23 protein-coding genes and 2 riboswitches are annotated in these 25,904 nt (G+C 38.5%); of the genes, 8 read left to right on the top strand and 15 right to left on the bottom strand.

Annotated elements, in window-relative coordinates:
* Window positions 1–9: 9 nt before the first annotated feature.
* Genes ACYQ73_RS23375 through ACYQ73_RS23330 form a run of 10 tightly spaced genes read right to left on the bottom strand, consistent with a single transcriptional unit; the run spans window position 10 to window position 9,312 of the window.
* Entirely contained in the window at window positions 10–1,131 is a 1,122-nt protein-coding gene (locus ACYQ73_RS23375; protein ID WP_460014635.1) for a cobalt-precorrin 5A hydrolase, read from the bottom strand.
* The gene (gene cobM, locus ACYQ73_RS23370; protein WP_337989697.1) at window positions 1,124–1,909 is read right to left on the bottom strand and encodes a precorrin-4 C(11)-methyltransferase; all 786 of its coding nucleotides are present in this window, start codon (window positions 1,907–1,909) and stop codon (window positions 1,124–1,126) included. The genes ACYQ73_RS23375 and cobM overlap by 8 nt, the downstream gene beginning before the upstream one ends.
* Window positions 1,909–2,616 (bottom strand): precorrin-2 C(20)-methyltransferase, encoded by a 708-nt coding sequence (gene cobI, locus ACYQ73_RS23365; RefSeq protein ID WP_460014634.1) that lies wholly within the window; start codon window positions 2,614–2,616, stop codon window positions 1,909–1,911. Before cobI ends, cobM begins: the two co-directional genes overlap by 1 nt.
* Window positions 2,609–3,829: a precorrin-6y C5,15-methyltransferase (decarboxylating) subunit CbiE gene (cbiE, locus tag ACYQ73_RS23360; protein WP_460014633.1), complete on the bottom strand. Its 1,221-nt coding sequence runs from the start codon at window positions 3,827–3,829 to the stop codon at window positions 2,609–2,611. Before cbiE ends, cobI begins: the two co-directional genes overlap by 8 nt.
* A complete protein-coding gene (locus ACYQ73_RS23355; protein WP_460014632.1) occupies window positions 3,786–4,919 on the bottom strand; it encodes a cobalt-precorrin-5B (C(1))-methyltransferase in 1,134 nt (377 codons plus the stop codon). The genes cbiE and ACYQ73_RS23355 overlap by 44 nt, the downstream gene beginning before the upstream one ends.
* Window positions 4,919–5,578 carry a precorrin-8X methylmutase gene (locus ACYQ73_RS23350; RefSeq protein WP_197143136.1) on the bottom strand — a complete coding sequence of 220 codons (660 nt, stop codon included), beginning with the start codon at window positions 5,576–5,578 and terminating at the stop codon, window positions 4,919–4,921. Before ACYQ73_RS23350 ends, ACYQ73_RS23355 begins: the two co-directional genes overlap by 1 nt.
* A gap of 12 nt (window positions 5,579–5,590) precedes the next feature.
* Window positions 5,591–6,352, bottom strand: coding sequence for a precorrin-6A reductase (gene cobK, locus ACYQ73_RS23345; RefSeq protein WP_460014631.1), 762 nt, complete (start codon window positions 6,350–6,352; stop codon window positions 5,591–5,593).
* The gene (locus ACYQ73_RS23340) at window positions 6,349–7,251 is read right to left on the bottom strand and encodes a sirohydrochlorin chelatase (protein WP_460014630.1); all 903 of its coding nucleotides are present in this window, start codon (window positions 7,249–7,251) and stop codon (window positions 6,349–6,351) included. Before ACYQ73_RS23340 ends, cobK begins: the two co-directional genes overlap by 4 nt.
* Window positions 7,252–7,265: 14 nt before the next feature.
* Entirely contained in the window at window positions 7,266–8,936 is a 1,671-nt protein-coding gene (gene cobJ, locus ACYQ73_RS23335) for a precorrin-3B C(17)-methyltransferase (RefSeq protein WP_460014629.1), read from the bottom strand.
* A 4-nt stretch (window positions 8,937–8,940) separates the two neighbouring features.
* On the bottom strand, window positions 8,941–9,312 hold the full coding sequence (locus ACYQ73_RS23330; protein WP_460014628.1) for a (2Fe-2S) ferredoxin domain-containing protein: 372 nt from the start codon (window positions 9,310–9,312) through the stop codon (window positions 8,941–8,943).
* 138 nt (window positions 9,313–9,450) lie between these two features.
* A riboswitch (cobalamin riboswitch) is annotated at window positions 9,451–9,632 on the bottom strand.
* 228 nt (window positions 9,633–9,860) lie between these two features.
* Window positions 9,861–10,046, top strand: a riboswitch (cobalamin riboswitch).
* A 143-nt stretch (window positions 10,047–10,189) separates the two neighbouring features.
* On the opposite strand from ACYQ73_RS23330, the gene ACYQ73_RS23325 reads away from it, so the two are divergent.
* The 5 genes from ACYQ73_RS23325 (at window position 10,190) to ACYQ73_RS23305 (ending at window position 16,581) form a co-directional block, all read left to right on the top strand.
* The gene (locus tag ACYQ73_RS23325) at window positions 10,190–10,936 is read left to right on the top strand and encodes an energy-coupling factor ABC transporter permease (protein WP_460014627.1); all 747 of its coding nucleotides are present in this window, start codon (window positions 10,190–10,192) and stop codon (window positions 10,934–10,936) included.
* A gap of 1 nt (window position 10,937) precedes the next feature.
* Window positions 10,938–11,210, top strand: a complete 273-nt coding sequence (locus tag ACYQ73_RS23320; RefSeq protein ID WP_460014626.1) for an energy-coupling factor ABC transporter substrate-binding protein — start codon at window positions 10,938–10,940, stop codon at window positions 11,208–11,210.
* A 5-nt stretch (window positions 11,211–11,215) separates the two neighbouring features.
* Window positions 11,216–11,986: a cobalt ECF transporter T component CbiQ gene (gene cbiQ, locus ACYQ73_RS23315; protein WP_460014625.1), complete on the top strand. Its 771-nt coding sequence runs from the start codon at window positions 11,216–11,218 to the stop codon at window positions 11,984–11,986.
* Window positions 11,986–12,822 (top strand): energy-coupling factor ABC transporter ATP-binding protein, encoded by an 837-nt coding sequence (locus ACYQ73_RS23310; RefSeq protein ID WP_460014624.1) that lies wholly within the window; start codon window positions 11,986–11,988, stop codon window positions 12,820–12,822. The genes cbiQ and ACYQ73_RS23310 overlap by 1 nt, the downstream gene beginning before the upstream one ends.
* Window positions 12,823–13,083: 261 nt before the next feature.
* Window positions 13,084–16,581, top strand: coding sequence for a S8 family peptidase (locus tag ACYQ73_RS23305; RefSeq protein WP_460014623.1), 3,498 nt, complete (start codon window positions 13,084–13,086; stop codon window positions 16,579–16,581).
* 437 nt (window positions 16,582–17,018) lie between these two features.
* On the opposite strand, the gene ACYQ73_RS23300 is transcribed toward ACYQ73_RS23305, so the two are convergent.
* Window positions 17,019–18,122, bottom strand: coding sequence for a glycosyltransferase family 4 protein (locus tag ACYQ73_RS23300; protein WP_460014622.1), 1,104 nt, complete (start codon window positions 18,120–18,122; stop codon window positions 17,019–17,021).
* A 290-nt stretch (window positions 18,123–18,412) separates the two neighbouring features.
* On the opposite strand from ACYQ73_RS23300, the gene ACYQ73_RS23295 reads away from it, so the two are divergent.
* From ACYQ73_RS23295 to ACYQ73_RS23285, 3 genes are read left to right on the top strand one after another with little or no spacing between them, the layout of a single operon-like run.
* The gene (locus ACYQ73_RS23295; RefSeq protein ID WP_460014621.1) at window positions 18,413–19,012 is read left to right on the top strand and encodes a glycosyltransferase family 2 protein; all 600 of its coding nucleotides are present in this window, start codon (window positions 18,413–18,415) and stop codon (window positions 19,010–19,012) included.
* Window positions 19,013–19,051: 39 nt separating this feature from the next.
* On the top strand, window positions 19,052–20,080 hold the full coding sequence (locus tag ACYQ73_RS23290) for a polysaccharide biosynthesis protein (RefSeq protein ID WP_460014620.1): 1,029 nt from the start codon (window positions 19,052–19,054) through the stop codon (window positions 20,078–20,080).
* Complete coding sequence (locus ACYQ73_RS23285; protein WP_460014619.1) at window positions 20,077–20,931, top strand: SDR family oxidoreductase; 855 nt, start codon at window positions 20,077–20,079, stop codon at window positions 20,929–20,931. Before ACYQ73_RS23290 ends, ACYQ73_RS23285 begins: the two co-directional genes overlap by 4 nt.
* A gap of 143 nt (window positions 20,932–21,074) precedes the next feature.
* Here the strand turns inward: ACYQ73_RS23285 and ACYQ73_RS23280 are convergent, their stop codons facing one another.
* The 4 genes from ACYQ73_RS23280 to ACYQ73_RS23265 form a co-directional block, all read right to left on the bottom strand.
* The gene (locus ACYQ73_RS23280) at window positions 21,075–22,208 is read right to left on the bottom strand and encodes a DUF4261 domain-containing protein (protein WP_460014618.1); all 1,134 of its coding nucleotides are present in this window, start codon (window positions 22,206–22,208) and stop codon (window positions 21,075–21,077) included.
* A 235-nt stretch (window positions 22,209–22,443) separates the two neighbouring features.
* Window positions 22,444–22,890 (bottom strand): YfmQ family protein, encoded by a 447-nt coding sequence (locus tag ACYQ73_RS23275; protein ID WP_460014617.1) that lies wholly within the window; start codon window positions 22,888–22,890, stop codon window positions 22,444–22,446.
* Window positions 22,891–23,055: 165 nt separating this feature from the next.
* Window positions 23,056–24,486, bottom strand: coding sequence for a MocR-like pyridoxine biosynthesis transcription factor PdxR (gene pdxR / locus ACYQ73_RS23270; protein ID WP_460014616.1), 1,431 nt, complete (start codon window positions 24,484–24,486; stop codon window positions 23,056–23,058).
* Window positions 24,487–25,062: 576 nt separating this feature from the next.
* On the bottom strand, window positions 25,063–25,854 hold the full coding sequence (locus ACYQ73_RS23265; protein ID WP_460014615.1) for a putative hydro-lyase: 792 nt from the start codon (window positions 25,852–25,854) through the stop codon (window positions 25,063–25,065).
* Between the last annotated feature and the right edge of the window lie 50 nt (window positions 25,855–25,904).

The raw sequence follows: 25,904 nt of genomic DNA, 5'->3' as shown, positions 1-25,904 counted from the left end.
GCTTCCTCCTTAAAATGTTAATCTAGCAACAGAGATTGTAGCATTGCCCGATTTTTTCTTTTCTAGCACAAGCGACTCGACCTGCGCATAACGCATTGCTGCAGGCTCACTCACCCCGTATGCTCCTGTATATTTAAATACAGTTTCCGAAGGTGATGGGAAATTAATTTCATTTAATTCCGCAGGTGAATATGTTACAAATTCCCAATCGTATTTCTTTGTTATTTCTAGGAAGCATTGCTCGTCTTTCTTTAAATCAATCGTGCATAGCGCTTTCACACTTTTTTTCGAAAGTTTCAGTTCTGCAAGGGTTTCATCAATGACTTGCTCAATTTCTTCCACAGCTGTCCCACGATTACAGCCCATGCCAAGCACAACCGATTTTGGTCGATAAATGACACCATTTTCAAGAAGCACTTCTTCCTCTGGGTCAATAATGCGGTCAGTAATCAGTAATGTCGCATGTGGTTTCGCTTCAATCGCATCATATGTTGACGGATACATTTTAATTTGCTCTGGCATCGCTGTGTCACGCATCCACCAGTCACGTTCCCCCGTTTCCTGTACGATTGCAACATGCTCCTCGTTAACAACAGAGGCACTGACAGGTGTCAGTTTATCGGCACTATCCCATACCCAGCCAAAACGTGCACCAAATAAATCAACCGGAATGGTCTTTTGCACATCTGAGGCTGTCGTAATAATTGGATTTGCTCCAAGTGCTGCAGCTACTTCATGTGTCAGCTCATTGGCACCACCTAAATGTCCTGATAAGACGCTAATCACATTTTCACCACGGTCATCAATGACAACTACGCCTGGATCTGTCTTTTTATCTTTTAAAATGGGAGCGATCATGCGTACAACTGCACCAAGTGAGATGATTAAAATTAAGCCTTTATATTGCTTAAAAAGAGTAGGCAACAGTAAACGCACAGTACCTGTAAACATCTGAATATGCTTTTCTGCTTCATCACCCTGCTCAAATTTACTCATGTAATATAAGTCGCTCGCAGCAAAGGTATGCTGCAAACGACGTCCGATTTGTACACCGTGCTTTGTAATGGCTACAACTGCGTAAGGATTTCGTTGATCAACTTCTGGCAATACGCCCTCTTGTAACTCAATCACTAGTCTTCACGCCTTTTCTAAAGCCATGTGTAAAGGTAGCATCATATAATTTCGAACGATATTGATCTTTATCATGAATATTCGGATCTAATGCCCAGCCAGCCAAAATCATCGCATGCTTACGAATACCGTTGACACGCATAGCTTCATCCAATTCAATTAATGTTGTACGTACGATTTTTTGATCTGGCCAAGAAGCTCGTTGGATAACAGCTACTGGTGTATCATCAGCCCAGCCAGCATTTTGTAGTTCTTTTACTATTTTCTTTGTTAACGTTGCGCTCAAGAATAAGGCAATTGTACAATGATGACTCGCTAAATCGCGTAGCTTTTCAAATTCTGGTACAGGAGTACGTCCTTCGGCACGCGTTAAAATAAGTGTTTGTGTTAAATCAGGAATTGTTAATTCTGCCCCGATTGCCGCTGCAGAAGCGAAGACAGAGCTAACACCAGGAATAACCTCGTAGCCAATGCCTTCTTTTTTTAATAGGGCTACCTGCTCCATGATGGCTCCATACATTGCGGGATCTCCTGTATGCATACGAGCTACTACTTTACCTGCATTGACGCGATCTACCATAACCGCTACCATTTCCTCTAAATGCATACCTGCTGTACGAATAACCTCTGCATCTGGTCGTGCCTTTGCAATAAGGTCCTCACTCACTAAAGAATCTGTATACATGACTACGTCTGCTGTTTGTAGCATATGTAAGCCTTTTACTGTAATTAAATCTGGATCACCAGGACCAGCGCCGACAATATATATTTTCTTCATTATTTACGCACCACCATTAACGTTAAATATTCTAAATCGACACCGTCTAGCTCCTGTACATCCCAAATAATTTCCTCGTCAGACGTTACCTTTGTTACGACCGATGCCTTATCAAGTAAATCTAAATCACGTAGTACCTCAAGCATTAAATCAATAACCTTCGCTACTTTTATGAACACCACTGCATCGTGGCTTTCAATCGCTTCACGCATTGCATCATAGTCATCATGGGCAGGGACAATGGCAACACGGTCATCGCCATCTGCCAGTGCGATCCCAAGTCGTGATGCTGAACCGTTGAATGAAGAAATTCCGGGAACTGTTCGAATTTCAACGTCAGGGTGCATGTCCTGCATAAGCTTCATCATATGGATGAACGTACTATATAGTAATGGGTCACCTTCTGTTACGAATGCGACGTCCTTACCTTCTTTTAATTTTCCATAGACAAGTTCCACTGATTTCGTCCATTCGCGTTCTAATACAGCCTCATCCTTAGTCATTGGAAATATTAGGCCAAGCATATCCTTTTCTTCTGGGTTAATATAGACATCTACGATACGATGGGCATAACTTTTACTGCCTTTTAGTTTTTTCGGATAGGCAATAACAGGCGATTCTTGAATGATACGGAATGCCTTAACTGTAATTAACTCTGGATCGCCAGGACCTACGCCCAAGCCATATAAAATACCAAGATTACTCATGATTTTCTTCCTTTCGATATGCAGAAATAATGTAAATCGGATTTAATGGGACAAAACGTGTCATATCTAATATTGGTTTACTGCGCGCAAGCTGTGCCTGCAAGATATCTACAGCAAAGCCACAAGACTTAAACGCTTCGACTGCTTTATATAAATTTTCAATGGTTGCAGCATTCAAGACAATATGACCATTTGGCTTTAAGCGTGTACAGCACAATTGTAATAGCTCCACCATTTCTCCTCCTGTGCCGCCGATAAAAATCGCATCCGGATCAGGGAAGTTTTCAAGTCCTGCTGGCGCTTTACTATGAATAGCAGTAATATCTACACGGAACTTTTGCTGATTTTGCAGACAATTTTCTAAATCAGGTGCGTTTTTCTCCACTGCAAATATTTGACCTTCTGGCGCAAGCTTACCGGCCTCAATGGCCATCGAACCCGTACATGTGCCAACGTCCCAAATGATGCTATCCTTTTGTAGTTGCATCGCTTGTAAACTTAAAACTCGAATTTCTTTTTTCGTAATCAGCCCTTTATCTGGCTTACGCTGTGAGAATTCTTCATCATCGATACCGAGTGCATAACGTTTCGGTACTGAGGTTTGCTGTAGAATGACAACATTTAACGGAGAAAAATCAGCCATTTCTAATTCATCAAGCGAATACCAACCGAATTTTTCATTTGTGCCCTGTAAATTTTCTGCGACAAATGCACGGTATTCTGTCATGCCAAAATGCTTTAAATAACGTGCCAACTCATTCGGATTATTCTCTGCATCTGTTAGCAATGCCACTTTCTTTTTACCATCAATTCGTTGTGCTAAGCCTTTCATGGAGCGCCCATGAATACTTGTAACATAAGCATCCTGCCAGCTTTCCCCCATCTTTGAAAAAGCAAGCTGGACTGAACTCATATATGGATAAACGTCAATGTCTAGCTTTTTCGCTAAATAACCACCGATTCCGTAAAATAATGGATCACCTGACGCTAAAATAACTGTACTTCTTGTTTCTGCAGATAATCTTTCGACAAGCGCTGAAAGACCACCTTTAATCAACATTTTTTCTCCTGTAAAGTTCGGGAAAAATTCTAGAACACGCTCTCCACCAACAAGCACCTCACAGTCTTCAATCCACTGTACATATTGCGGTAGCAAGCTTTCTTGTCCGTTATCCCCGATCCCAATCAATTTCATCGATCGATGCAATGTCATCAGCCCTTCCTAATAATTGTCCCTGCATCGAATAGATCGATGTGGAAAGCGTTAAACCGCCCTTTATGTGATGTATTGATGAATAACAGCACGCTTCGCATAAGTGGTTAAAGAATGCATCATAGCCCTTTTCTGCCATAATTTCTCCGACCTGTGAAGCAGTATTTGCCTCTCGTACGTTCGTAACGGTTTCTTCATCTGCACCTATATCCACTGCTAATTGTGCTAAAAAGTTAAAATCAATAGGAGCGCTTTTGGAGTGCACCATCATGACACCTTGTGCCACCTTCGAGAATTTCCCCATCATACCAACAAGCGATACTTGCTTCATACCAAGTCGTTTACAATGCTTTAATGTAAACCCTACAAAATCGCCCATTTCTATAAACGCTTCCTCTGGTAAATGAGGGTACTGAGCCATCGCATACTTTTCACTACGTCCACCAGTCGTAACAACTAAATGCTCACAACCAGCCTCTTTTGCAACACTAATCGCTTGGACAATGCTGGCCATATAGGCGGAACTCGAAAAAGGCACGACGGTTCCCCTTGTGCCTAAAATGGAGATGCCCCCAATAATACCAAGTCTCCCATTTAACGTTTTTTTAGCAATTTCCTCACCTTTAGGAACGGAAATAACTACGTTAACGCCTCGTTTAATTTGAAATTCATCAAGTACCCCTTGTACAGTACTATGAATCATCTTCCGTGGTACCGGATTGATGGCTGCTTCTCCGACAGGTACTGGTAAGCCGGGCTTTGTTACACGCCCGACACCAATTCCGCCGTCCAAATGAATACCTGGTATATCCGACCAGCTTACTGTGCTGATAATGAGTGCTTTATGTGTTGCGTCTGGGTCATCACCAGCATCTTTAATCGTTTCACAGCTGACAGCATCCTGCTGAAATGTACATTTTTCTATCGTAAAGGTCGCATCTCGGCCAATCGGCAAATGAATGGTACTAGTTTCTTGCTCTTCATTTGTAATTAAGGCAAGCAACGCGGCCTTCGTTACTGCAGTCGCACAGGATCCCGTTGTATAACCGTGACGCATGTCCTTGGGATCCTTTTTAGGCTTCCGCTCCATTATTTTTTCGCCTGTTCATCCGCTAAAAGTGAGACAGCATTCAATGCGGCAACCGTCACTGTACTACCGCCTTTACGACCAACATTTGTAATATACGGAATACCTTCTAGTTTTAATAGCTCTTCTTTCGATTCAGCAGCCGATACAAATCCAACTGGCATACCGATAATTAAATCCGGTTTCGCTAAGCCTTCTTTAATTAAACGAATTAATTCAAGCAATGCTGTTGGTGCATTCCCAATTGCATAAATGCCGCCTTCATGTAATTTAGCAGCCTTTTGCATAGAAATAATCGCACGTGTCGTGTTTTGTTTTTTCGCTTCAATCGATACGTCTTCATCTGCAATATAGCAGTGTAAATCGCCGCCATGCTTTTGGAAGCGTTTTTTACCTGAACCACTTTCAATCATTTGCACATCTGCAATGACATGGCGACCAGCAAGAATTGATTTAATACCTGCTTCAATCGCTCCTGGTGTAATAATAACGCTACGTCCTAGTTCAAAGTCAGCAGAAGCATGAATGATTCGGCGTACAATTTTCCACTCGTCCTCTGAGAAGTTATGCTCGCCCATCTCCTCTGCAATAATTGAAAAACTGTAATCGTAAATTTTATCTGGGTCTACTGTTAAAGGTTTGAAATCTGTTTTAAAATCCATCTGAATTGCCTCCTAAAGTGTGTTTTGTACAGCTTGTAATACATCTTCAAATGTAGAATATTGCTGTCCGTATTTTATATTTGGTCTTGCAATTAAAATCGTTTCAATGCCACATGCTAGGGCAGCATCTAGCTTTTCATCCACCGAGCCAACCTTGCCGCTTTCTTTCGTAATCATCAATGTCACATCGTATTGACGAAACAGTGCTTCGTTTAATTCCTTAGAAAAAGGGCCCTGTATGGCAACAATATCTCTTTGTGCCACACCAAGTGCTTCACATTTTTCCATATTATCGAGTCGAGGAAGCATACGTGCAATCACCCGCGTATTTTCTAAGCCATGTAACACCTTTGTAAAGGTAGCCAGCGTTTTACTGCCCGTCGTTAGCATAATGACACCACGTTTTTCCGCTGCTAAATGGGCAGCCTCCTCATAATCCTTCACAACCGTAATGAGTGGATGAGCATAATGCTCGTGAGCACGTTCATAGCGAATATACGGAACATTGGCTTGCTCAGCTGCCGCAATGGCATTTTTTGAAGCTTCTTCAGCAAATGGATGAGAGGCATCTACAACTAAACGGTACCCTTGCTCCGTAATAATCGTCGCCATTTCATCCGCCGTTAGACGACCGACTAAATAAGGAAGGCCCACTTCTGCAAGGCTAGAAGCAGCTGATTCAGTAACGACCGTTGCTGTCACAGCATAACCCGCTGACTGTAATTCAAGTGCTAGATTTCTAGCATCGCTCGTCCCTGCTAACATGAAAATCATTTCACTGGCTCCTCTTCATGGTGGTGATGATGGTCATGGTCGTGATGATCATGTCCATGATCGTGGTCATGATGGTGATGATGATGCGCATGCCCATGTACTGCCGCATAAGCACGATAATTTTCTAAATCTTGCATACCTGTTGATGTACCATTCACAGCTTGCTCAATACGCTCTAATAGCACATTTTGTAAACGCTCATGATAGCCAAAATAATTGGCAATTTGAATATCACAGCCAGCATATTTTTCGTTAAATTGCTTACACATATCGTTCATACGTTCCATTAAGATACCTGTGAATAAAAAGTACGGAAGCATAATGATTTTTTTAGCACCAAGCTTCACACAGCGCTCAATTCCTTCTTCAACACGAGGATCTGTAACCCCCATAAATGCGCTTTCTACATATTGAACCGGGAGTTTCTCCCATAACAGGCGTGTAATTTTATAAAAATCACCATTTGCATATGGGTCACTGCCGCCTCGTGCAATTAATAAAACCGCAGTATCCTTATGTTCTTCTTCAGCATTAAAGCCAATTTCTGCTAAACGATCTTCTAAAATAGCAAATATTTCTTCATGGATACCGATTGTTTGACCATATGTGAACGTTATATTTGGATAATGCTCACGCGCATGTTCGATTTCTGCTGGAATATGCATTTTTGAATGTCCAGCATGAAGAAGAATAATCGGAATAACATGCACCTCTGTAGCGCCCTTCTTCACACAGTTCGTAATACCTTCTTCAATGTTTGGCGAAGCGAACTCTAAAAAACATGTTTCTACTAAAAAACTCTCATCAATACGAGGTTTCATTTGCTCGATAAACGTGCGTACCTCTTCATTTCCTGCTTCTAAACGGCTCCCGTGGCCGACAAATAAAATTGCTTTCATCTCATTACCCCTCACTAGTCGCCGCATGGAGCGGGCTCGACTTTTATTTTTGAAGACATATCCTGATACGTAAAATGTAGGATCTTTTTCACACGCTTGAAGTATTTAAACAAACGTTCATTTGGATGTGCATTTGCTTTGTATTCTTCGATAATGTCGGTAATAAGCGGTATTAGCTGTTCAGGCTCTAATCCTTCAACAACAGGCTGAGCCGCATGTGCTGTCCGACCAACCGGCTTGGCACCAATAAAAACATCGAATTTACTTTTACGATAAACAATGCCAATATCATCAAATACGGCTCGATAACACGCCATACCACAGCCATTAAAACCAATATTCAATGTTTTCGGTAACGACATACCACCAAGCTGTTCTTGAATTTCTTCCGCATATGGAATCGAATCGGCCTTTTCTCCATAGCAGAAGTCACAAGCCTTTAACGATAGCACGTCACCAAGTGGTGCGAGTAAAAAGTCAACTGCACGAAGCTTTGCGGTAATCTCTTCAGGCTCAGACGTTGGAATTTTCAAATGAATTTGATGGTCTGGTGTATACTCCATCGTTCCTTCCTCACCAACTACTTCAGCTAACGTCTTCATTTGTTGAGGAGTAAAGAACTTATTGGCTACCCCAGGACTAACCGCTAATTCAAAAATAGATTCGATTTTTTGTTGAACACGCTTAGGTGATACTTTCACCGTGCTCGTTCCCTTAACCATTGCAAGAGCTGCTGTCGCCATTTCAAGTGACGATTTTTCAGGCTTTGGTTGTGGTGTTATGGCTAAACTGGGCTTAATACGATTGGCATTAGGATCTGTCGCAAAATCATTACGCGCTGCTCCGGTTTCTTGATTCATCGCCCATGGTTCATTTTCTTCCTTAAGTCGTTGATGTGGTCGTAACGGTTGTTTTTCCTCACCAAGTGTATATTTGCGCTGATATCCACGTGGCGTAATCATTTTATTGTCGTAGAAGAACGTTGTTGAATTCCCGATAATAACCGTTGTTAACATGCCGATATCATGTTCAAGCATTTCTGCTAAAGTAGTCATCGTTATTTCCTGACGGTCACGATATGCGCTTTTCACAAGTCCAACTGGTGTATCTGGCGAACGATATTCCAGTAAAATTCGTTGTGCCTCTACAATTTGTCTCGTACGACGTCCACTTTTCGGGTTATAAAGAGCAATAACAAAATCCGCCATTGCTGCCGCTTCTACTCTTTTTGCAATTAAATTCCAAGGTGTTAAGTGGTCACTTAAACTAATAGTACAGGCGTCATGCATAATGGGAGCACCTAGTAAACTTGCACATGAATTAATAGCTGAAATACCTGGAACAATTTCTACCTCGATACCAGTTGCTTCTGTCCAGCCTAGCTCGATTAATACCTCATACACTAATCCTGCCATTCCATAAACCCCGGCATCACCGCTGGAAATGACCGATACGATACTTCCAGCCTCTGCTTGACGCACCGCTTCCTGTGCACGTGAAACTTCCTCTGTCATACCAGTACTAATAATTGATTTTGCACTAACTAAATCCTGAATCAGTTCAACATAAGTTTTATAGCCTATGATCATATGACTTTGTTGTAGTGCCTCCACAGCACGAGTCGTAATATGTTTAAAGTCTCCAGGGCCAAAGCCAACTACGAAAATCTTACCTTTTTGTGCCATTTTGTTACCCCTCTTTCACCTTTTCAATGCCTTTAATGGCTGTTGTTTGTGCTGTACGCTGCAACGAACCTTCACGCAATGTAAAGACATGCTCATTATGTAACGCTTCATGATTTAAATCTTGAACTAGTATTCTCGCATGCTCCTGCGTCGGCACTCGGTACCAATTTCCCTGAGGATATGCAATGACAACACAAGCATCCTTACACCTGCCATTACAGCGGGTCCTTGTCGTATGTATTTCCTTATCAAGCTCCAGTAACTGTATTTCATCACGAATTGCCTGTGTAATGTCCTCAGCATCTTTTTTCATACAGCTACTACCATTGCAAATAAAAAGATGTGTTTTCATCCCCTCTAAATTCCAAGTTGTCATAGTCGTTCTCCCCTCATTTGCTTTTTAAAAAAAGAAAAACCTTTACTCTAGACGAAGAGTAAAGGTTTAGTAGAAGCCAAATAAAAACGAATATATACGGGTACTCGTTTTCGCTTCAACTTCTCCCTCCGAAAAGTTTGCATGCATCATCACATAAGCAGGTTTCCTGACTTAAGCTTCCTTTTACTTTCGCGCCTTCCCAAGTTTTCACTAGTGGCATCCGCGATTTCATAGCTATTACAGTAGCGGGGGCTGTATCGGACTTTCACCGATTTCCCTATTATCTTGAATATTCAAGCACTTATGGACGTTTTATATGAATTTATAGTTTTTTTATGTAATAGAAAACTGTTTCTATCATAGCTTATTTTTTTAAAATTTCAATATTTCTTTCTTAATTTGTGACAATTTTTTTAAAATTCCATAGAAAAATGCGACATCCATTTTCTATTTATCTAAATTTTCGACATAGACACTCAATTTCAAATTTTTTCACAAAAAGTATAGCATATATATGGAAATTCATGTTACACTTTGTCGTGAAATCTCACAACTTCATCTTTTTTCGGTGCGAATTGTTCAGCAATTCGCTTAAAAGGGAAGCCGGTTCAAGTCCGGCGCGGTCCCGCCACTGTATTAGGGAGTTTTATAAAGAATGTCACTGTCCAAAGGATGGGAAGGCCTATAAAACGTTGAACTAAAGCCAGGAGACCTGCCGAAAAACATGTGATCGTTTCAACCTACGAGGATGGGTGTGCGGCTTAGCAGATTAGAATTTTATTTGCTTTTTTAGCTATGCACTTTTCCACAACTGGAAAAGTGTTTTTTTATTTTCGCACGCTAATTTGAAAAATTTTAATGTGAGGAGGAGAGATTTTTGAAATTTTCTGGTTGGAAGCTTAGTTATTTCTTATTGGCATTTTTATTCGTGCCAAATCGTGCATTTGCGATGCATATTATGGAGGGCTTTTTGCCAATCGAATGGGCGATTTTTTGGTGGGTCATATCGATTCCATTTATTATTTTAGGATTACGTTCTATTCGTAAAACCATTGATGAAAATCCGGAAACAAAAATGATATTAGGGCTATCCGGTGCCTTTGCCTTTGTGCTATCAGCCTTAAAGATTCCTTCTGTAACAGGGAGTTGCTCTCATCCAACTGGAGTTGGGCTTGGAACAGTTCTTTTTGGACCATTAGCGATGAGTGTTATCGGGACAATCGTATTATTATTCCAATCATTACTGTTAGCACATGGTGGGCTTACAACATTAGGGGCAAATACTTTTTCCATGGCAATTATGGGTCCTATTATCGCGTACTATGTATTTAAGGGCTCACAAAAAATGGGACTATCCTTTTCCATCGCTGTCTTTTTAGCAGCAATGCTTGGTGACTTAGGTACATATGTTGTCACTTCTGTACAATTAGCTCTTGCCTTCCCTTCTGAGGTCGGAGGCTTTATGGCTTCATTCACAAAATTTGCTAGTATTTTTGCGTTAACACAAATTCCTCTTGCTGTTAGTGAAGGAATTTTAACAGTGATCGTTATGAACTTCCTGAAAAAATACAATGTGAGTGAATTAAAAGCTTTACGTGTTTTCTCAGCAAAGGAGGCTCACTAAAATGAAAAAAAACTTACTGCTTTTAGCCATTGTTGTGTTATTAGCAATCGTTCCTCTATTTATTCAAAAAGGTGCAGAATTCGAAGGGGCTGATGGCGAAGCGGAGGCAGCTATTGGTGAAATAGATGCTAGCTACGAGCCATGGTTTGAAAGCTTATGGGAGCCACCAAGTGGTGAAATTGAAAGCTTATTATTCGCACTACAAGCTGCTATTGGCGCTGGATTTATTGGCTATTTCATCGGCTTAATGCGCGGTAAGCATAAAGAAGGTTAAACGCGATGTTACGCATTGATAAGTATGCTTATTTGAATAAATTAGCGTCTGTTCATCCGCTAGAAAAAATGACGTTATCCCTTGGACTACTTATATTGTCGCTTATCATGAGAGATGAACGAATTTCACTCATTACATTTATTGTGATGAGTGCTTTTATCATTTTAAGCGCAAAAATCCCTGCCAAATATTACGCTAAATTACTATTGCTACCTGGATTTTTTTTACTATCAAGTTTAGTGTCCATTTTAATTTCTATAGCGCCAACAACTAGCACGCTACCACCTCATATTTGGTCATTTTCACTTAATAGTTGGACGATTTTTATCGGCAGTGCGAGCCTCGTGACAGCGCAACAGCTTTTTTTCATCGTCCTTGGCAGCATTAGCTGTTTGTATTTTTTAATTCTCACAACATCAGTCCAATCTATTTGTTACGTGCTACGACAATGGCGACTTCCAACTCTATTTGTAGAGTTAGTAGAGCTAACGTATCGTTTTATTTTTATCTTTTTAGATAGTATGCAAAAAATTCATCTTGCCCAACAGGCACGTTTAGGATACAGCTCCCCTATGCAGTGGCTTCGCTCGGTATCAATGCTAATTGCAGCTTTATTTGTCGAGATGTTCCAACGTAGTCGTGAGCTAACCAATGCGATGGAAGCGCGTGGTGGCGAAGCTGTCTATTGGCAAGATGATCTTATCTATAACACGAAAAATTGGGTAGGTATTGCTGCTATTTTTATACTCCTCATCATTTATGGAGGTCTTTTCTGATGACTGATTTATACTTTGATTTAACACATTTATCCTACGCTTATGCAGATGGAACTCATGCCTTAACAGATATTACACTTCAAATTCCAAAGGGGAAAAAAATCGCTTTACTTGGTCATAATGGAGCTGGAAAATCAACGTTATTTCAGCATTTAAATGGTATTTTGAAGCCTACTGCTGGAACTATATCCTTTTGTGGTAATGAACTGAACTATAGTAGAAAAGCATTAAAAGAATTACGCCAACAGGTTGGTATTGTTTTTCAGGATGCAGACAACCAGCTTTTTTCTGGCACAGTTAAACAAGATATTGCTTTTGGTCCTTTGAATCTTGGCTGGACAACTGAAAAAATTGAAGAAAAAATTGCGTGGGCTGTCACTCAAACCGAAGTCGAAGCATTGCTAGATAAACCGATCCATTTTTTAAGTGTTGGACAAAAAAAACGTGTCGCGATGGCAGGAGTACTTGCAATGGAACCTTCCGTTTTATTATTAGATGAACCGACAGCTGGACTAGATAATTATTATAGCGCACAAGTTTTACAGTATTTAGCTACATTAGAGAACGGTGCACGAACAATTTTACTAGCTACGCATGATATTTCATTAGCCTATGAATGGGCAGATCAAATAGTCGTGATGGAAGCTGGGAGAATTATTTATAATGGGGATCCAGTTGAAATGTTCTTCCAAGAGGATTTGCTTGAAAGAGCCCATCTTGAACGCCCATGGGTCTTTGAAATGGCCGTTGCCTTACAAAAGAAAAAATTATTTAAAAAAAACATTAAAATGCCTCGTTCGAAGAAAGATTTATACAGTCTTATTGAGCAGCTTTAAAGACAATTTATCCATAGTTGGTACTATTCAATTGTGGTTGAATCCACGCTACTACTTCAATCTCACAAATCGAGTAGGATGTACCTTATGGACCTGGGAGGATATTCGACCTCCCTTCTACATATTTTTATAACGGGAAACATGGTAAAATATAGATTGGTTCTTTTGGAAAAATATATACTTATTACGAAACTTTTCTATCACTCATACGTAATAGTATAGATGTCACAAATATTTGGAACACTCAAGGAGGGAAAACAGTTGAAAAACTGGAAGAAAAAATCAGTTGCTTTAGTAGCATCTGCAGCACTAATGGTTCCTGCTACTTCTGCCTTTGCTGAAGCACCACAAAAAACAGCAAAGAACCAAGAATTAATGAAAGTAGCTAGCAACAAGGATCAAACATCTAAGAATCAAAAAGAATGGATTAGTCAGGATACTATTATCGTCAAACATTCTGGTCTTGATAAGAATGTGCACAAAAAAATTGGCGCGAAAGTGATCCGCTCAATTCCTTCATTAGGATACGATGTTATCCAACTTAACAAAGGAACAAATTTAGAAAAAGCAGTTTCATATTATGTGAAGCAAAAAGGGGTTAAAAATGTATCCCCAAGTTACGTGTATCATTCCTTTGGCACAGAAGCAGATCCAAAGAAACAGGATATGTACCATTTGAGTCTACTTCAAATTGATAAAGCACTAGAATTAGCAGGCAACAATGATGTAAAAGTAGCCGTTATCGATTCTGGTGTGGATTTTAAACATCCCGATTTAAAATCTCAAGTGCTGCCACCATATAATGCTGCAGCACCTGCCAATACTTCTTATCCTGGTGATCATGGAACACATGTAGCAGGAATTATTGGCGCTGCAAAAGATAATGGGATTGGAGGACATGGGATTAATCCAAATGCCAAGCTTCTTCCAATCGATGTATTCAACGGAAAAGATGGTGCTAATGATTTCGTTATTGCACAAGGAATCCTTTACGCGATTGAGCAAGGCGCTGATGTTATCAATATGAGCCTTGGCGGTTATGGTGAATCTCCATTAATGCAGGAAGCTGTTCAGAAAGCAATTGATAAAGGAGTTACCATTGTAGCAGCTGCTGGAAATGAATCGACAGACAATTACTCCTTCCCTGCTTCTTACGAAGGCGTGATTAGTGTAGGCTCTACGAATGATAGAAACAAACTATCAAACTATTCAAACTATGGTCCATCGGTTGATCTAGTAGCTCCAGGTGAAGAAGTTTACAGTACAGTTCATGATGAGAAAAAAGGATCATCCTTTGTAAAATTTAGTGGAACATCGATGGCATCTCCTGTTGTTGCAGGTGTGGCATCCCTACTAAAATCAAAATATCCAAATTTAAAGCCTTATGAAATAGAAGCTATTCTTGAAATGACCGCAAAGGATTTAGGTGACAAGGGCTATGATCTTACATATGGACATGGCCTTGTAGATCCTGTAAAAGCATTACAGTTTAATATTAATAATCTACCAAAACAGTATTCTGAAACAAAAGAAGAGCGCTTGAAAAATGCAAAAGTCCTTAAAAAAGATATACTAAATACTGAAAAAGGTGAATTTAAGTTACCGGACGAAAAGAAATGGTACAAGGTTGATCTAGACGCAAATGAGTATGCTCAACTGACATTAAAAGGTGCAAACAAATACGATTATGCATTTGATTTATACTTCTACCCTGAAGGTCATAAAGAAGAAGTAGAACCAATTAAGGTCAATGATGTTCGCGTAGGCAAGCAAGAAGGATACCTATATAATGCAGATCAAAAAGGAACCCTTCTTATTGGCGTTAAAGATCATAATGGAAGCTATAGCTCAAAGGGTGATTCGAACTACGTCTTCACGGCTCAAACGACTAAAAAATTACCAATCGATGCATTAGATATGGAACATATGGAGAAGGTTGAAAAATTCCCATTCAGTACAGCCGGGAAAAACTATACCCTACTTTCTGAAGATCATCTAGGTGACAAAGATTATTTTACATTTTCAGTGAATGAACCAACGACACTGAAATTTGATTTAACTGGGATTCCAGGTGTTACTGCATCCATGGAGCTTTATCGAAAAGAAGATTTAGTTAATGTTCCGACAGAGGAAGACGATGCTGAAGGATTAAATGAGGCCTACCCAATCCGAGCATCTTACGGCACGGATAAAGGCGATGGAGTAAACTTAGTTGTCGATGCTATGCCTGAGGAAGAGTATGTAATAAGCGTATCTAATGAAAACGGTATGAATTTTTCACTTGATATGTTCTTTAGCGGCGGTATTGATACTGAGCAAACTGTTAGCGAATCCATCATTCCTTACACATTAAAAGGTGAAGTCGTTACCCTTCCTAAAGATGAAGACGGCCTTTCATTAAATGGAGGAATGCAAGAAAACAACGTACTAAAGAATGTTTTACCTTTAACTGAGTATAATACAAAGAAACGTAATCAACTAAATGATTTTATGAATATATTCATGAATCCAGATGCTATGGGACAACCGGAAAACGTTGACCAAATCATGAACCAAGCAATTCGTTTTGATATTGGTAAAGATCAAAAAGCATACTTCCAAACAGAAGATGATGAAGATTACTTCGCATTTACAGCTAAAGAAGATGCCGTATATGGTTTCCAAATTCAAAAAGGGTTAAACCAATCTCCAGCTGGTACTATATTCGAATATGATGAGGAAACAAATGAATTAATCCCAGTTTCTTCATTAACTAATGATATGGGGATACTCAGTCTACTTTTCGGATCAACAAGTGATTCAAACGAAGCTAAGGCAATTGCATTGAAAAAGGACAAAACTTATATTTTAAAAGTAATGAATCTTGGTGAGCGTTCTGCTGAACCATATACACTTAAAACTAGTAAAATGGCAGCAATTCCAGAAGACGATAATAGAAATAATAACACACCAACTACTGCAAAAACGATTAAACCTGGTATCACTTATAAAGACCATCTCATTTACCAAGATGATACTGATTTCTACTACTATAAACAACAAGGTAAAGATGAAGTCATGAGTCTTCTTGTTTCTTCTGTACCATATACTAAAGAACAGCTAGCTCAATTACCTAAAGAACTTCAAAATGACTTGAAATTCTCAGGCTCCATTATAGAAGATACAAATGGTAATATGGAAATTGATCCAAAAGAATTGGCAACAGAAATTCCATTTGGACAAGGTGAAGACCTCATTCAAATGCTACTCGGTCTTGGAGGAACAACAGATGTAAATACTTCTTTTAAAGCCAAAAAAGATCACGGTTATTTTATTGTTCTTAACGGAAGCAATGTTGGACAAGTATCAATCCAGCCATATACTTTAACTTTGTTTGATCATAAAAAACCAGATGAAGATGCAGATTCTAAGTTAGTTAACGGGATACCGACAAAACCAACTGTACTTACGAAAAAAGATGATAAATGGGTAGCCACTCAATATCTAAATGCTGGTGTTCCATTTGGTGATAAGGACTATTTTGAATTTAAAAACGATAGCAAACGCAATGTGTCCTTCTCTCTTCAAACAGAAAAAGAACTAGATGGCGTCATCCGTATTATTGATGAAAAAGGAAAAACAGTAGAAACTTTAGATCTTTACGGAGCTGGAGATGCTGAAGTAGGTACAGTCGAACTGGATAAAGGCACTTACTATATTGAAGTAAGTGAATATTACGGCAAAGCTAGTACTCAACCATATACACTTGAAATAAAGTGAGACTTTAATCAGCCGGGGTTTTTCATCCCCACTGATTATTAGTCTTCACCAATCGGGCGTTTACGGGCAGTTCACCTCAATGTCTTTGCATAGTTTTGAGGTGCTAGTCGCTGCGCTTTCTGTACAGATAAATTACTGCCCGTTAATGCGGGATAAAATAACTGAAAAAACGAACTTAGTAGAAGAATAGAATTTTCGGTTGAAGGTAGTGTTAAAGAATTATCCCCTAGATGATGAAAAATCTAGGGGATATTTTTATGCATTAGTGTTTTATTTACCATAACGAGGAGTTTATTTCCGTTCATCCCGAAGGCTTATGATGCTTTAAGCCTCGTTACCCTACTGGCTCTCTAATCTCCAGTAGTCGCCCTGTCTTCATTCCAATCACCTTATAATAATGGTATGTTAGAGATGATCTATCCTTCCTCTTATTCGACCTAATTTAAACTTGGCTTTTCCCCTAAATATTTGGCTACTTTTTGCACAATATGCTTCCAATTTAATTCCGCTCTTGCGAATACTTGGAGGCGTTCGCATGTATCGGCCAATAAAGCTTCCTGTTTTGTAACTTGCTGCAATGTCCGCCCAACACTTTGCCAATCATGTGTCGGATGAATTGATCCGTAGCGTTCATTATGAGTAATATCCGTAGCCCCATCTACATCAGTCGTAACGATATAACAACCATTTTTTGCGGCCTCAGCAAATACATGAGCATAGCATTCTACTAAAGAGGTAAGGCAAAAAATTTTAGCCTTTCTATACTCCTCCTCCAATTGCACCTTATCGTAAATTGGTCCTAAAATAGTGACCTGTGCCGCAAATGGGTTTCCATCAAGGACGTTCAATAGCTCCTGTCTAAACGCCTCTGACATTGGACCTACTAACCGAAATTCCCAATCTGAAAGTTGTGCTGCTAAAAATGCTTTAACCGCTAAAAGGATTTGTTTTTCAGGAGCATCTAAACGGCCAACCGTTAGTATTCTATTTTCTTTCTCGTTAAATGAAACTAGCTCTGTATGAAACAGCTCATAAAAACCGTTAGGAATACGTTTAATATCTAAATTCAAAAATTCATGAATAGCGTTTTGAATGGATTCACATTCAGAGGAAAGGACATCACAAAGCTGGAGTAACTCTGAAAAATAAGGATAGGTTTTTAATCGGTTTAACCAAAACCGATTAACATCTAGTTTCATATAAATTTTTCCGTTCGGATTAAATTTTTTATAGGTTTTCAATATCGATAAATACGATGGATACGGTCCTATCGCAAATGCAATATCGATATCCTTCGCATGCTCTATTAAATAGGTATTCATATTAGCAACATAGTCATCTCCAAACGGTATATGTTGGAAAGTGACAGAAGGGAAAGCTTGTTTCAATAATGCTTCATTCATTTCCGTTGTTAAAATACTAACATCATAGCCTAAATATTCACCTAACAAAATCGGAACAAGACACAAATCTTTGAAAATATGTGCATCGGAGAGCTTATACGACTCCACGCTACATATGAAGGCTATCTTTTTCGACATAACATCCCCCTTTTTAAAAATGAAGCTCTCATTAAATTATGATTTCTCGTTTAATAACGTGAAAAGATTAGTATAAGCACCGTAAATACATTAGTAAAATCACCTTATTTTTATAGTACTTTCTCTCCTTTAAATAACTAACGAATATAAGCAATTGCCTACAGAACAACTCTTGCAACGCATATTGTAATAAAGAGTCCTTTATGTCAATCAAAGCTAACAGCATTAGACTTTATTAAAACTTCTGCTCACGCCTATTTCTACTAACTATAAAAGAATCGAGGTTTTTCATGAATATCAGCTTTTTATCACCTGCCTACAATAGTGAAGAGTGGATATTGACCATGTTGGAAAGTATCCCAAAAGAATACGCCTATGAAATTATCGTCTGCGATGACGGCTCAACCGACAATACTGTAGCCCTATTAAAGGACTATCAAAAAAACTGTCCTGCCTTAAAAATAATTAACCATCCAACTAATTTGGGTGCTAGTGTAGCCTATAATCGATGTATCGCAGAAGCTACAGGTGATTATATAGCTATCATTGATAGTGATGATCACTATTTACCCGCTATACGAAACGTCTTAGCCGAAGTAGATGGTCAGTTTGATATTTACTACTACAACATGCTAACAAAGGCTGGCTATGCATTTATAAAAGATGAATCTAATCGATACACATTACCTGGACAATTTAAAATTATTCGAAGAAGTTTTATAGGTGATGCAACCTTTACCATAAGAAAAGATATTGCTGGGGATTGGGATTTTAACTGTGCCTTAATGGATAAAAACCCGACGAGCAAATATACAAATGAATTGGCATATTGGTATAACTTCCCAAGAGAGAATTCTGAATACGATTTACATCGAAGAGGATTAAAATAATCAAATACTTTGTATATGTATGAGGTGTGAGACACAACAATGTTTAAAGATAAAGTTCTTCTCATAACAGGGGGCACCGGCTCTTTTGGTCATGCGGTATTAAGGAGATTTTTGAATACCGACATAAAAGAAATACGCATCTTTTCAAGAGATGAAAAAAAGCAAGATGATATGCGTAAACTCTATCAACAACCGAAAATTAAATTTTTTATTGGCGATGTACGTGATATCCAAAGCATTTACAATGCGATGTATGATGTCGATTATGTTTTTCATGCTGCCGCTCTTAAGCAAGTCCCCTCTTGCGAATTTTTCCCACTGGAAGCAGTTAAGACAAATATCCTCGGCACCGACAATGTTTTAACTGCTGCTATTCAAACTGGTGTTAAAAAAATTATTTGCCTATCTACTGATAAGGCTGCTTATCCAGTAAATGCAATGGGAATTTCAAAGGCCATGATGGAAAAAACGTTTATTGCTAAGTCAAGAATGGTTCATCCAAATCAAACATTGATTTGTGGTACACGATACGGTAATGTAATGGCTTCACGAGGCTCTGTTATCCCCTTATTTATCGAACAAATTAAAGCTGGCAAGCCTTTAACTATTACAGATCCAAAAATGACACGCTTTATGATGAGTCTTGATGAGGCAGTAGAATTAGTTTTATACGCCTTCACACACGCTGACAATGGGGACATTATGGTACAAAAATCACCAGCTGCTTACATTGAGGATTTAGCAAAAGCTTTACTAGAAATATTTCAGGTTCAAAATAAAATACAAATTATTGGAACACGGCATGGTGAAAAGATTTATGAAGTGTTATTAACAAAGGAAGAAGCTGCAAAGGCCATCGATATGGGGAATTTTTATAGAATCCCTGCAGATAATCGGGATTTAAATTACGGGAAATATCTTGATGAGGGTTCTCCTAAAATTACGTTAACCGATGAATATAACTCTACTAATACGAAAATACTGACCGTCGCTGAAATAAAAGAAAAATTATTAAAGCTCCCTCTTGTTCAAGAAGAATTACATAATTGGATGGGAGGAAAACCTTGAAATTTTTAGTTCTTGGAGCTACTGGAATGGCTGGCCACACGATTTCACTCTATTTATGCTCTCAAGGGCATGATGTAACTACCTATTCACGAACAGCCTTTTCATACGGAAATAATATTACGGGAGATATTACTGATTCAAATTTTTTTAAGTCACTATTACTAGATCACGACTACGACGTTGTAGTCAATTGTATCGGAGTGTTAAATGATGCCTGTGAAACCGACCGTGAGAAAAGCATATATCTCAATAGTTATTTGCCTCATGCCATCGTATCTTTATTAAAAAATAGGAAAACCAAACTTATTCATTTGAGTACGGATTGTGTATTCTCAGGAAAAGCCGCTCCCTATCATGAAAAAAGCCTTCTCGACGGAGAAACCTATTATGATCGTACGAAGGGCTTAGGGGAAATTGAAAACACTCCACACCTGACGTTTCGTAACTCTATTATCGGCCCTGATATGAAGGAAAATGGCATTGGTCTCTTTCATTGGTTTATGAAGCAGCACAATACTATTAACGGTTATACTGGTGCAATATGGACGGGAGTTACTACCCTAACATTAGCAAAAGCAATTGAACGTGCAACAATTGAAGGTACAACAGGCCTCTACCACCTAGTCAACAATAGCAGTATTTCAAAATTTGAGCTACTGCAATTATTCAATAAGCACTTCAAGGAAAATAAAGTAACGATCCAGCCATATCCCCTCGTAAACATTGAAAAAACACTAGTCAACACACGTAAAGATTTTTCATTTATTGTACCTAGCTATGAAGGCATGATCGTTGAGATGAAACACTGGATATGGCAGCATAAAGATTTGTATCCTCATTATTTTAAATGAGTTTGAAGGATCCGGATGCTAAAGAGAAAGTTCGGAGACCGTTCAGAATATGGTATTACTCCCCTCTCTTGCGGTTGGAAATCGCGATTAGTGAAACAAAGTGCAAAAAAAAGACACCTGTTATGGTGTCTTTTGGCATGAGATTAGAATTTGATTTTGAGAGTATCCCCATCGACATAAACCCCCTCGGAACGTGAAATCGGCAGCTTTTGCTCTGCTGAGAAGCCAATCGTTTCTCCATCCCTTAAAGTGACATCCTCTTCTACAATATATCCGGAAATAGTAATCAAAAAATCACGTAGCTCGGCAGGAGATGCTTGGCTGTCCAGGATTTCAATTTCATCCTTGCCAAAGGCTTTTAGCCCATAAGTATATCCATTTACCCCAGTTTCCGTTCCGACCAGGCCGAAATAAACCAGATTCAGTAAAGGAAACATGTCGTCATTCTTCATGACTTCTGCCATATCCTGATAAAGTTCAGGCTGAAATACGGTGCCGCATGTATAGATCCCTATTGCGTTAGGAAGCTTTAGACAACTGTCCGCCAGTTTGGTGTATAATCTGCCGCTGTCCAGCGGGGAGCCGGAACGAGTAAATACAGCCAGGATGATTTGAGCTACATGCGTTTGAGTAACCTCCACGGCTTCTTTCCACATGTAGTTTCCCTGTGCATAATACTCAGCCTCACCATCTGGTACGGGAGCATCGACAAAACTTACCGCTAACATGCAGTCGTCCACTTCAAAGACCAAGGTTCCTTCGTTTGTTTCTTCGGCGTTATCCTTATCCTCTTCCTCTACCGAGGAGCAGGAGATGTTCCAATCATTCAAAAGGTTGGCTTTTATCTGATCAATATCACATTCTGCAGAATTAAGCAGAATGAACCCGTTAAAAATACCAGATCCATTGTCTTGTGTTTCCGCCTCATCCCCCATGGATTGGGTAGCTTCATATGCTGCAGCCTGCTGCATCCAGTATTCTCGGATTAATTCTACCATCTTTACAGCTTCTTGCTCTGCAGTCGCAGGGTCATAGGGTTGCATCTCACTGAATATATGGCCACAATGCTCAGTGTCAGACGGATCCTCATAGCCTCCGCATACGCCAAGGAGCCATTTTCCAAGCATCGATTTTTTATACTTGAATATGTAGTAATGCATATCATGTAAATCAAATTCTCCTGCAATTTCTATTTTTTTGGGTTGTTGCCCAAGTTCTCGTTCATCTGCAAGCCAGTCAATCATGGATTGTGTTGCTGCTTGTTGTTGAGCTGTCATTAATTTCTCCCCTTTATAAATGTATGATTCTACCATTATTATACCAACTTTTACGGAAAGAAATAGTGAAGCAAGAATTATTCCTCTTATGGTAGATTACTCCTATTTCTAATATAGGAAGTCGTTCATCAAGTATTGAGTGCTGGGATGAGTAGCAATATAATCCCGTTTTTTGGTCATGAAAAAGGGATTCTTTGTCAGTGACTGAATCCCTAATTTTTCGAAAACCTTTTATTCAATGGTTTGTATTTGTAGTTAAAATGGAGAAATTTTGTAGATATTCAGAACTAATACTATATGAAACAACCTTCTCCTGGCACTTCTTGACTACATCAACGTGATTGTCGTAACTAAAAACAAAGAAATCAACATCTTTTTTGCCTCTTTTTACGTTGATGACAAATGGAGTAACATTAGTCTCTGGCTGTAAAAATAATTTTTCATTGCCTGGAAATATATAATATTTTTTTAAAAAGGAAGCTTTATTAAAATAGTCTGTAAATCTATTTTTTTCTTCCTCTTCTAAATTCTTTCCGTTAAATGTTACTGTAACATCTTTTGCATCAAGTTTTTTATGAAGTTCAAATTTACTTACTCCCCATGCCACAGCTATACTAGGAGGGCTCATTAACAATTTAATAATAGATCCAATCACTAGTGTAATAATCAAACCCGATGTCATATCATATCAACTCTTTCAGTAGGCTATATCGATGATTTATCATCTACCTCTCAATAATAAGGGATTTATATTTTTTATAACCATCCAATTCGATACTTTTTTGACCATCCATTTATCTTAGGGATAAAAAACATCCATTCTAACACATTTTAGTCATCCAATTGGCTATAAATTATTAAGAGCTTCTGCAAACCTTTTGATTCCTTCATCTATTGAATCTTCATCTTCCTTGGCGAAAGTAAAACGAACAAAACCATCTTTGGATCCCAGCGTAGAACCAGGAACATAAATGACGCCTCTTTTAATGGATTCTTCAAGCAATTGGGTTTCATTATAATTTTTAAGTATTTTACACCATATATGAATACCACCTTGAGGAATAGAATATTCTACTAGATCTTTTAAATAAGTATCAAGGCTTTTTATAATTTTATCTCTCCGTTTTTCTAATTCCTTCATTAAACTTTTTATATGAATATGAAAGTTTTCTGATTCTAAAAAATCATTCGCTACCCATTGTGTATAGCTAGAATGACCGAAGTCGATTTGTTGTTTCGCATCGGATAATCTTTCAATCACCGATGTTGGGCCAATAATCCACCCTATTCTTAACCCTGAGGCAACAATTTTGGACAAAGAACTAATGTATAAGACGTTTCCATTCCTATCCATTGATTTAAGGGTAGAGATTTTTTCTCCTGAAAAAGCTGTTAAACTATAAGGATCATCTTCTACTACTGGAATTCCAAGCTTTGAGGATATGTCTAAAATCGCTTCTTTTTTCTTTTTATTCAATAAGGAGCCCGTTGGATTTTGAAAATATGGATTTAAAAAAATCATTTTAATTCGGTGTTTTTTATATAATGACTGCAAATCCTCTGGGTTCATACCATCCTTATCGACTGGTAGATAATGTACTTGTATACCTACCGATTTGAAGATTGGAAGATTATAATTATAAGAAGGATCTTCTATTGCTATTGCATCTCCAGGCTTTAACAAACATTGTACAACTAAATGTAATGCTTGTTGCGCTCCTGATGTTATAAGTATTGAAGAAGGATTAGTTTCGATTCCCCGACATTTTTTTACGTGTTTTGTAATGGTAGTTCTAAGGATTTCATTCCCCTGTGGATGATCGTATCCTAGGCTTCCAATAAAAGAACGTGTTGAAGTTATCTCGCTTAAAAAGCTTTTTGGGAAAAGTTCTTCTGACAATTCACCAGAAGCTAAATTTATTAATTTATGTTCAACAGCTTCTTTTCTTATTTTTTGCGTTACAGGTTGACTAGGTAAAAAAGAACCCGCCTCAATATACCTATTCCAGCTAGGAATCCGTTTTTTTGTTAACCCCCATATATCTTTACTAATGGTAGTACCACTTCCTCTATTTCTTTCAATTAACCCCATTGATTCTAATTCATCATATGCATGAACGACAGTACTTCTGTTTAAATTTAGAGTGCTAGCTAAATATCTCTCTGATGGCAATGGTTTATCAGGTGGAAATGTACCATCTGCAATTCCCTTTTCTATATATTCTGCGAGTTGTTTATAGATAGCTTTTTTCGCTTTTCTATCAGGTTTCCAATCCAACTATACTCACCTCATTAGTTCCTTTAAACTTGCTTAAATATTGCCTTCTTCTTTTAGCAGTGTTATTCCTGGTAAAAGATTATATATTAATATTATTTCATTTGTAATGAACCATCCACTTTATTGTTATTTTAGCCATAATTCTCATTTTCTATTTTATAACCAACGTTACAATGAGCGTGAATTAAACTTTTATTTCATAGACTACATTCCCCTACTATTCTATCGATATACCATCATCAAGGAAGTTCTAGTGTATTGAATAGACACAAAAAGACAAAGTGCTTAGTGCTGTTAAATCATCTCATTTTTCTTCATGCTTTCTAAGCAGTGCATTAAACTTGTCACGACACGTATTTCTTTACCCTCAAGATCCATGAATTGAACGACACCGTGGCGCTTTTTCGTTTGTTTTTGTGGTGTTCAAGCAAGTCCTTTTTTATAAAAAAATTAAAAGCTGGTGAAATCTTACCCGTCGTAAAATTTCACCAGCTTTTTAGATTTCAGAAATTGGTTTTGTTCCAACCTCATAACGCTTACGTATGAAGAAAATAATTAATTGTCTTCGAACATACCTTAAAGTATGCTCAAGCTTGTTTCCTTTATATCAGTGATTAGCATATGACCCGGTGCATGGGTAATTATAATAGAGGGTTTACTTGCCATTGCTATTGCCTGAGGGGTTACGCCACAAGCCCAAAATACTGGTATTTCCCCTGGCTTAATGGACACAGCATCACCGAAATCTGGTTTTAAAATATCTGTAATCCCAATTTGTTCTGGACTACCAATATGAATTGGTGCACCGTGTACATTTGGAAAACGAGAAGTAATTTGGATAGCACGAATCGCATCCTCTGGTGTCATAGGGCGCATACTGACAACAGTTGGTCCTTCAAACACACCTGCTTTTTCACACGCGATATTTGTTTTATACATTGGCACATTACAGTTTTCTTGAATATGTCTTATTGGAATACCTGCTTCAAGAAGAGGTGTTTCAAATGTAAAGCTACACCCTATTAAAAAACCTACCATATCCTCTTCCCAATAATCTGTAATGTCTAATACTTCTTCAGTTAAAATACCATCCCGATAAATACGATATTTCGGAATGTCCTTGCGAATATCTGCATTTTTAGCAATTTTTGAAGGTATAAATGACCCAGGTTCTGTCACCTCTAATAATGGGCATGGCTTTGGATTCCGCTGACAAAATAGTAGAAAATCAAACGCATGCTCCTTCTTCAAAATCACTAAATTTGCTTGTGTAAACCCAATCGACATGCCAGAAGTTGGTCCAGAAATTTCTTGATTGCGAATAAGTTTACGGATTTCATTCGGCTCTAAAGCACTATATGTTGTCATCATCCATTCACTCCTTAAAAAATAACCATCCATAAAAAGATACTCATGGA

Source organism: Lysinibacillus sp. CTST325 (genome assembly GCF_054665055.1).
Note: the sequence above shows the minus strand (reverse complement) of the source record. Positions and strands in the feature narration are given on the sequence as shown.

Bases quoted from the DNA above. Each gene is read 5' to 3' on its own strand.
- ACYQ73_RS23295 (WP_460014621.1), top strand. From the start codon at position 18,413: ATGAATATCAGCTTTTTATCACCTGCCTACAATAGTGAAGAGTGGATA.
- ACYQ73_RS23355 (WP_460014632.1), bottom strand. From the start codon at position 4,919: ATGGAGCGGAAGCCTAAAAAGGATCCCAAGGACATGCGTCACGGTTAT.
- ACYQ73_RS23350 (WP_197143136.1), bottom strand. From the start codon at position 5,578: ATGGATTTTAAAACAGATTTCAAACCTTTAACAGTAGACCCAGATAAA.
- ACYQ73_RS23275 (WP_460014617.1), bottom strand. From the start codon at position 22,890: ATGACATCGGGTTTGATTATTACACTAGTGATTGGATCTATTATTAAA.
- ACYQ73_RS23340 (WP_460014630.1), bottom strand. From the start codon at position 7,251: ATGAAAGCAATTTTATTTGTCGGCCACGGGAGCCGTTTAGAAGCAGGA.
- cobM (WP_337989697.1), bottom strand. From the start codon at position 1,909: ATGAAGAAAATATATATTGTCGGCGCTGGTCCTGGTGATCCAGATTTA.
- ACYQ73_RS23300 (WP_460014622.1), bottom strand. From the start codon at position 18,122: ATGTCGAAAAAGATAGCCTTCATATGTAGCGTGGAGTCGTATAAGCTC.
- ACYQ73_RS23330 (WP_460014628.1), bottom strand. From the start codon at position 9,312: ATGACAACTTGGAATTTAGAGGGGATGAAAACACATCTTTTTATTTGC.
- ACYQ73_RS23320 (WP_460014626.1), top strand. From the start codon at position 10,938: ATGAAAAAAAACTTACTGCTTTTAGCCATTGTTGTGTTATTAGCAATC.
- cobK (WP_460014631.1), bottom strand. From the start codon at position 6,352: ATGATTTTCATGTTAGCAGGGACGAGCGATGCTAGAAATCTAGCACTT.
- cobI (WP_460014634.1), bottom strand. From the start codon at position 2,616: ATGAGTAATCTTGGTATTTTATATGGCTTGGGCGTAGGTCCTGGCGAT.
- cbiQ (WP_460014625.1), top strand. From the start codon at position 11,216: ATGTTACGCATTGATAAGTATGCTTATTTGAATAAATTAGCGTCTGTT.
- ACYQ73_RS23310 (WP_460014624.1), top strand. From the start codon at position 11,986: ATGACTGATTTATACTTTGATTTAACACATTTATCCTACGCTTATGCA.
- ACYQ73_RS23290 (WP_460014620.1), top strand. From the start codon at position 19,052: ATGTTTAAAGATAAAGTTCTTCTCATAACAGGGGGCACCGGCTCTTTT.
- ACYQ73_RS23280 (WP_460014618.1), bottom strand. From the start codon at position 22,208: ATGACAGCTCAACAACAAGCAGCAACACAATCCATGATTGACTGGCTT.
- cbiE (WP_460014633.1), bottom strand. From the start codon at position 3,829: ATGACATTGCATCGATCGATGAAATTGATTGGGATCGGGGATAACGGA.
- cobJ (WP_460014629.1), bottom strand. From the start codon at position 8,936: ATGGCACAAAAAGGTAAGATTTTCGTAGTTGGCTTTGGCCCTGGAGAC.
- ACYQ73_RS23265 (WP_460014615.1), bottom strand. From the start codon at position 25,854: ATGACAACATATAGTGCTTTAGAGCCGAATGAAATCCGTAAACTTATT.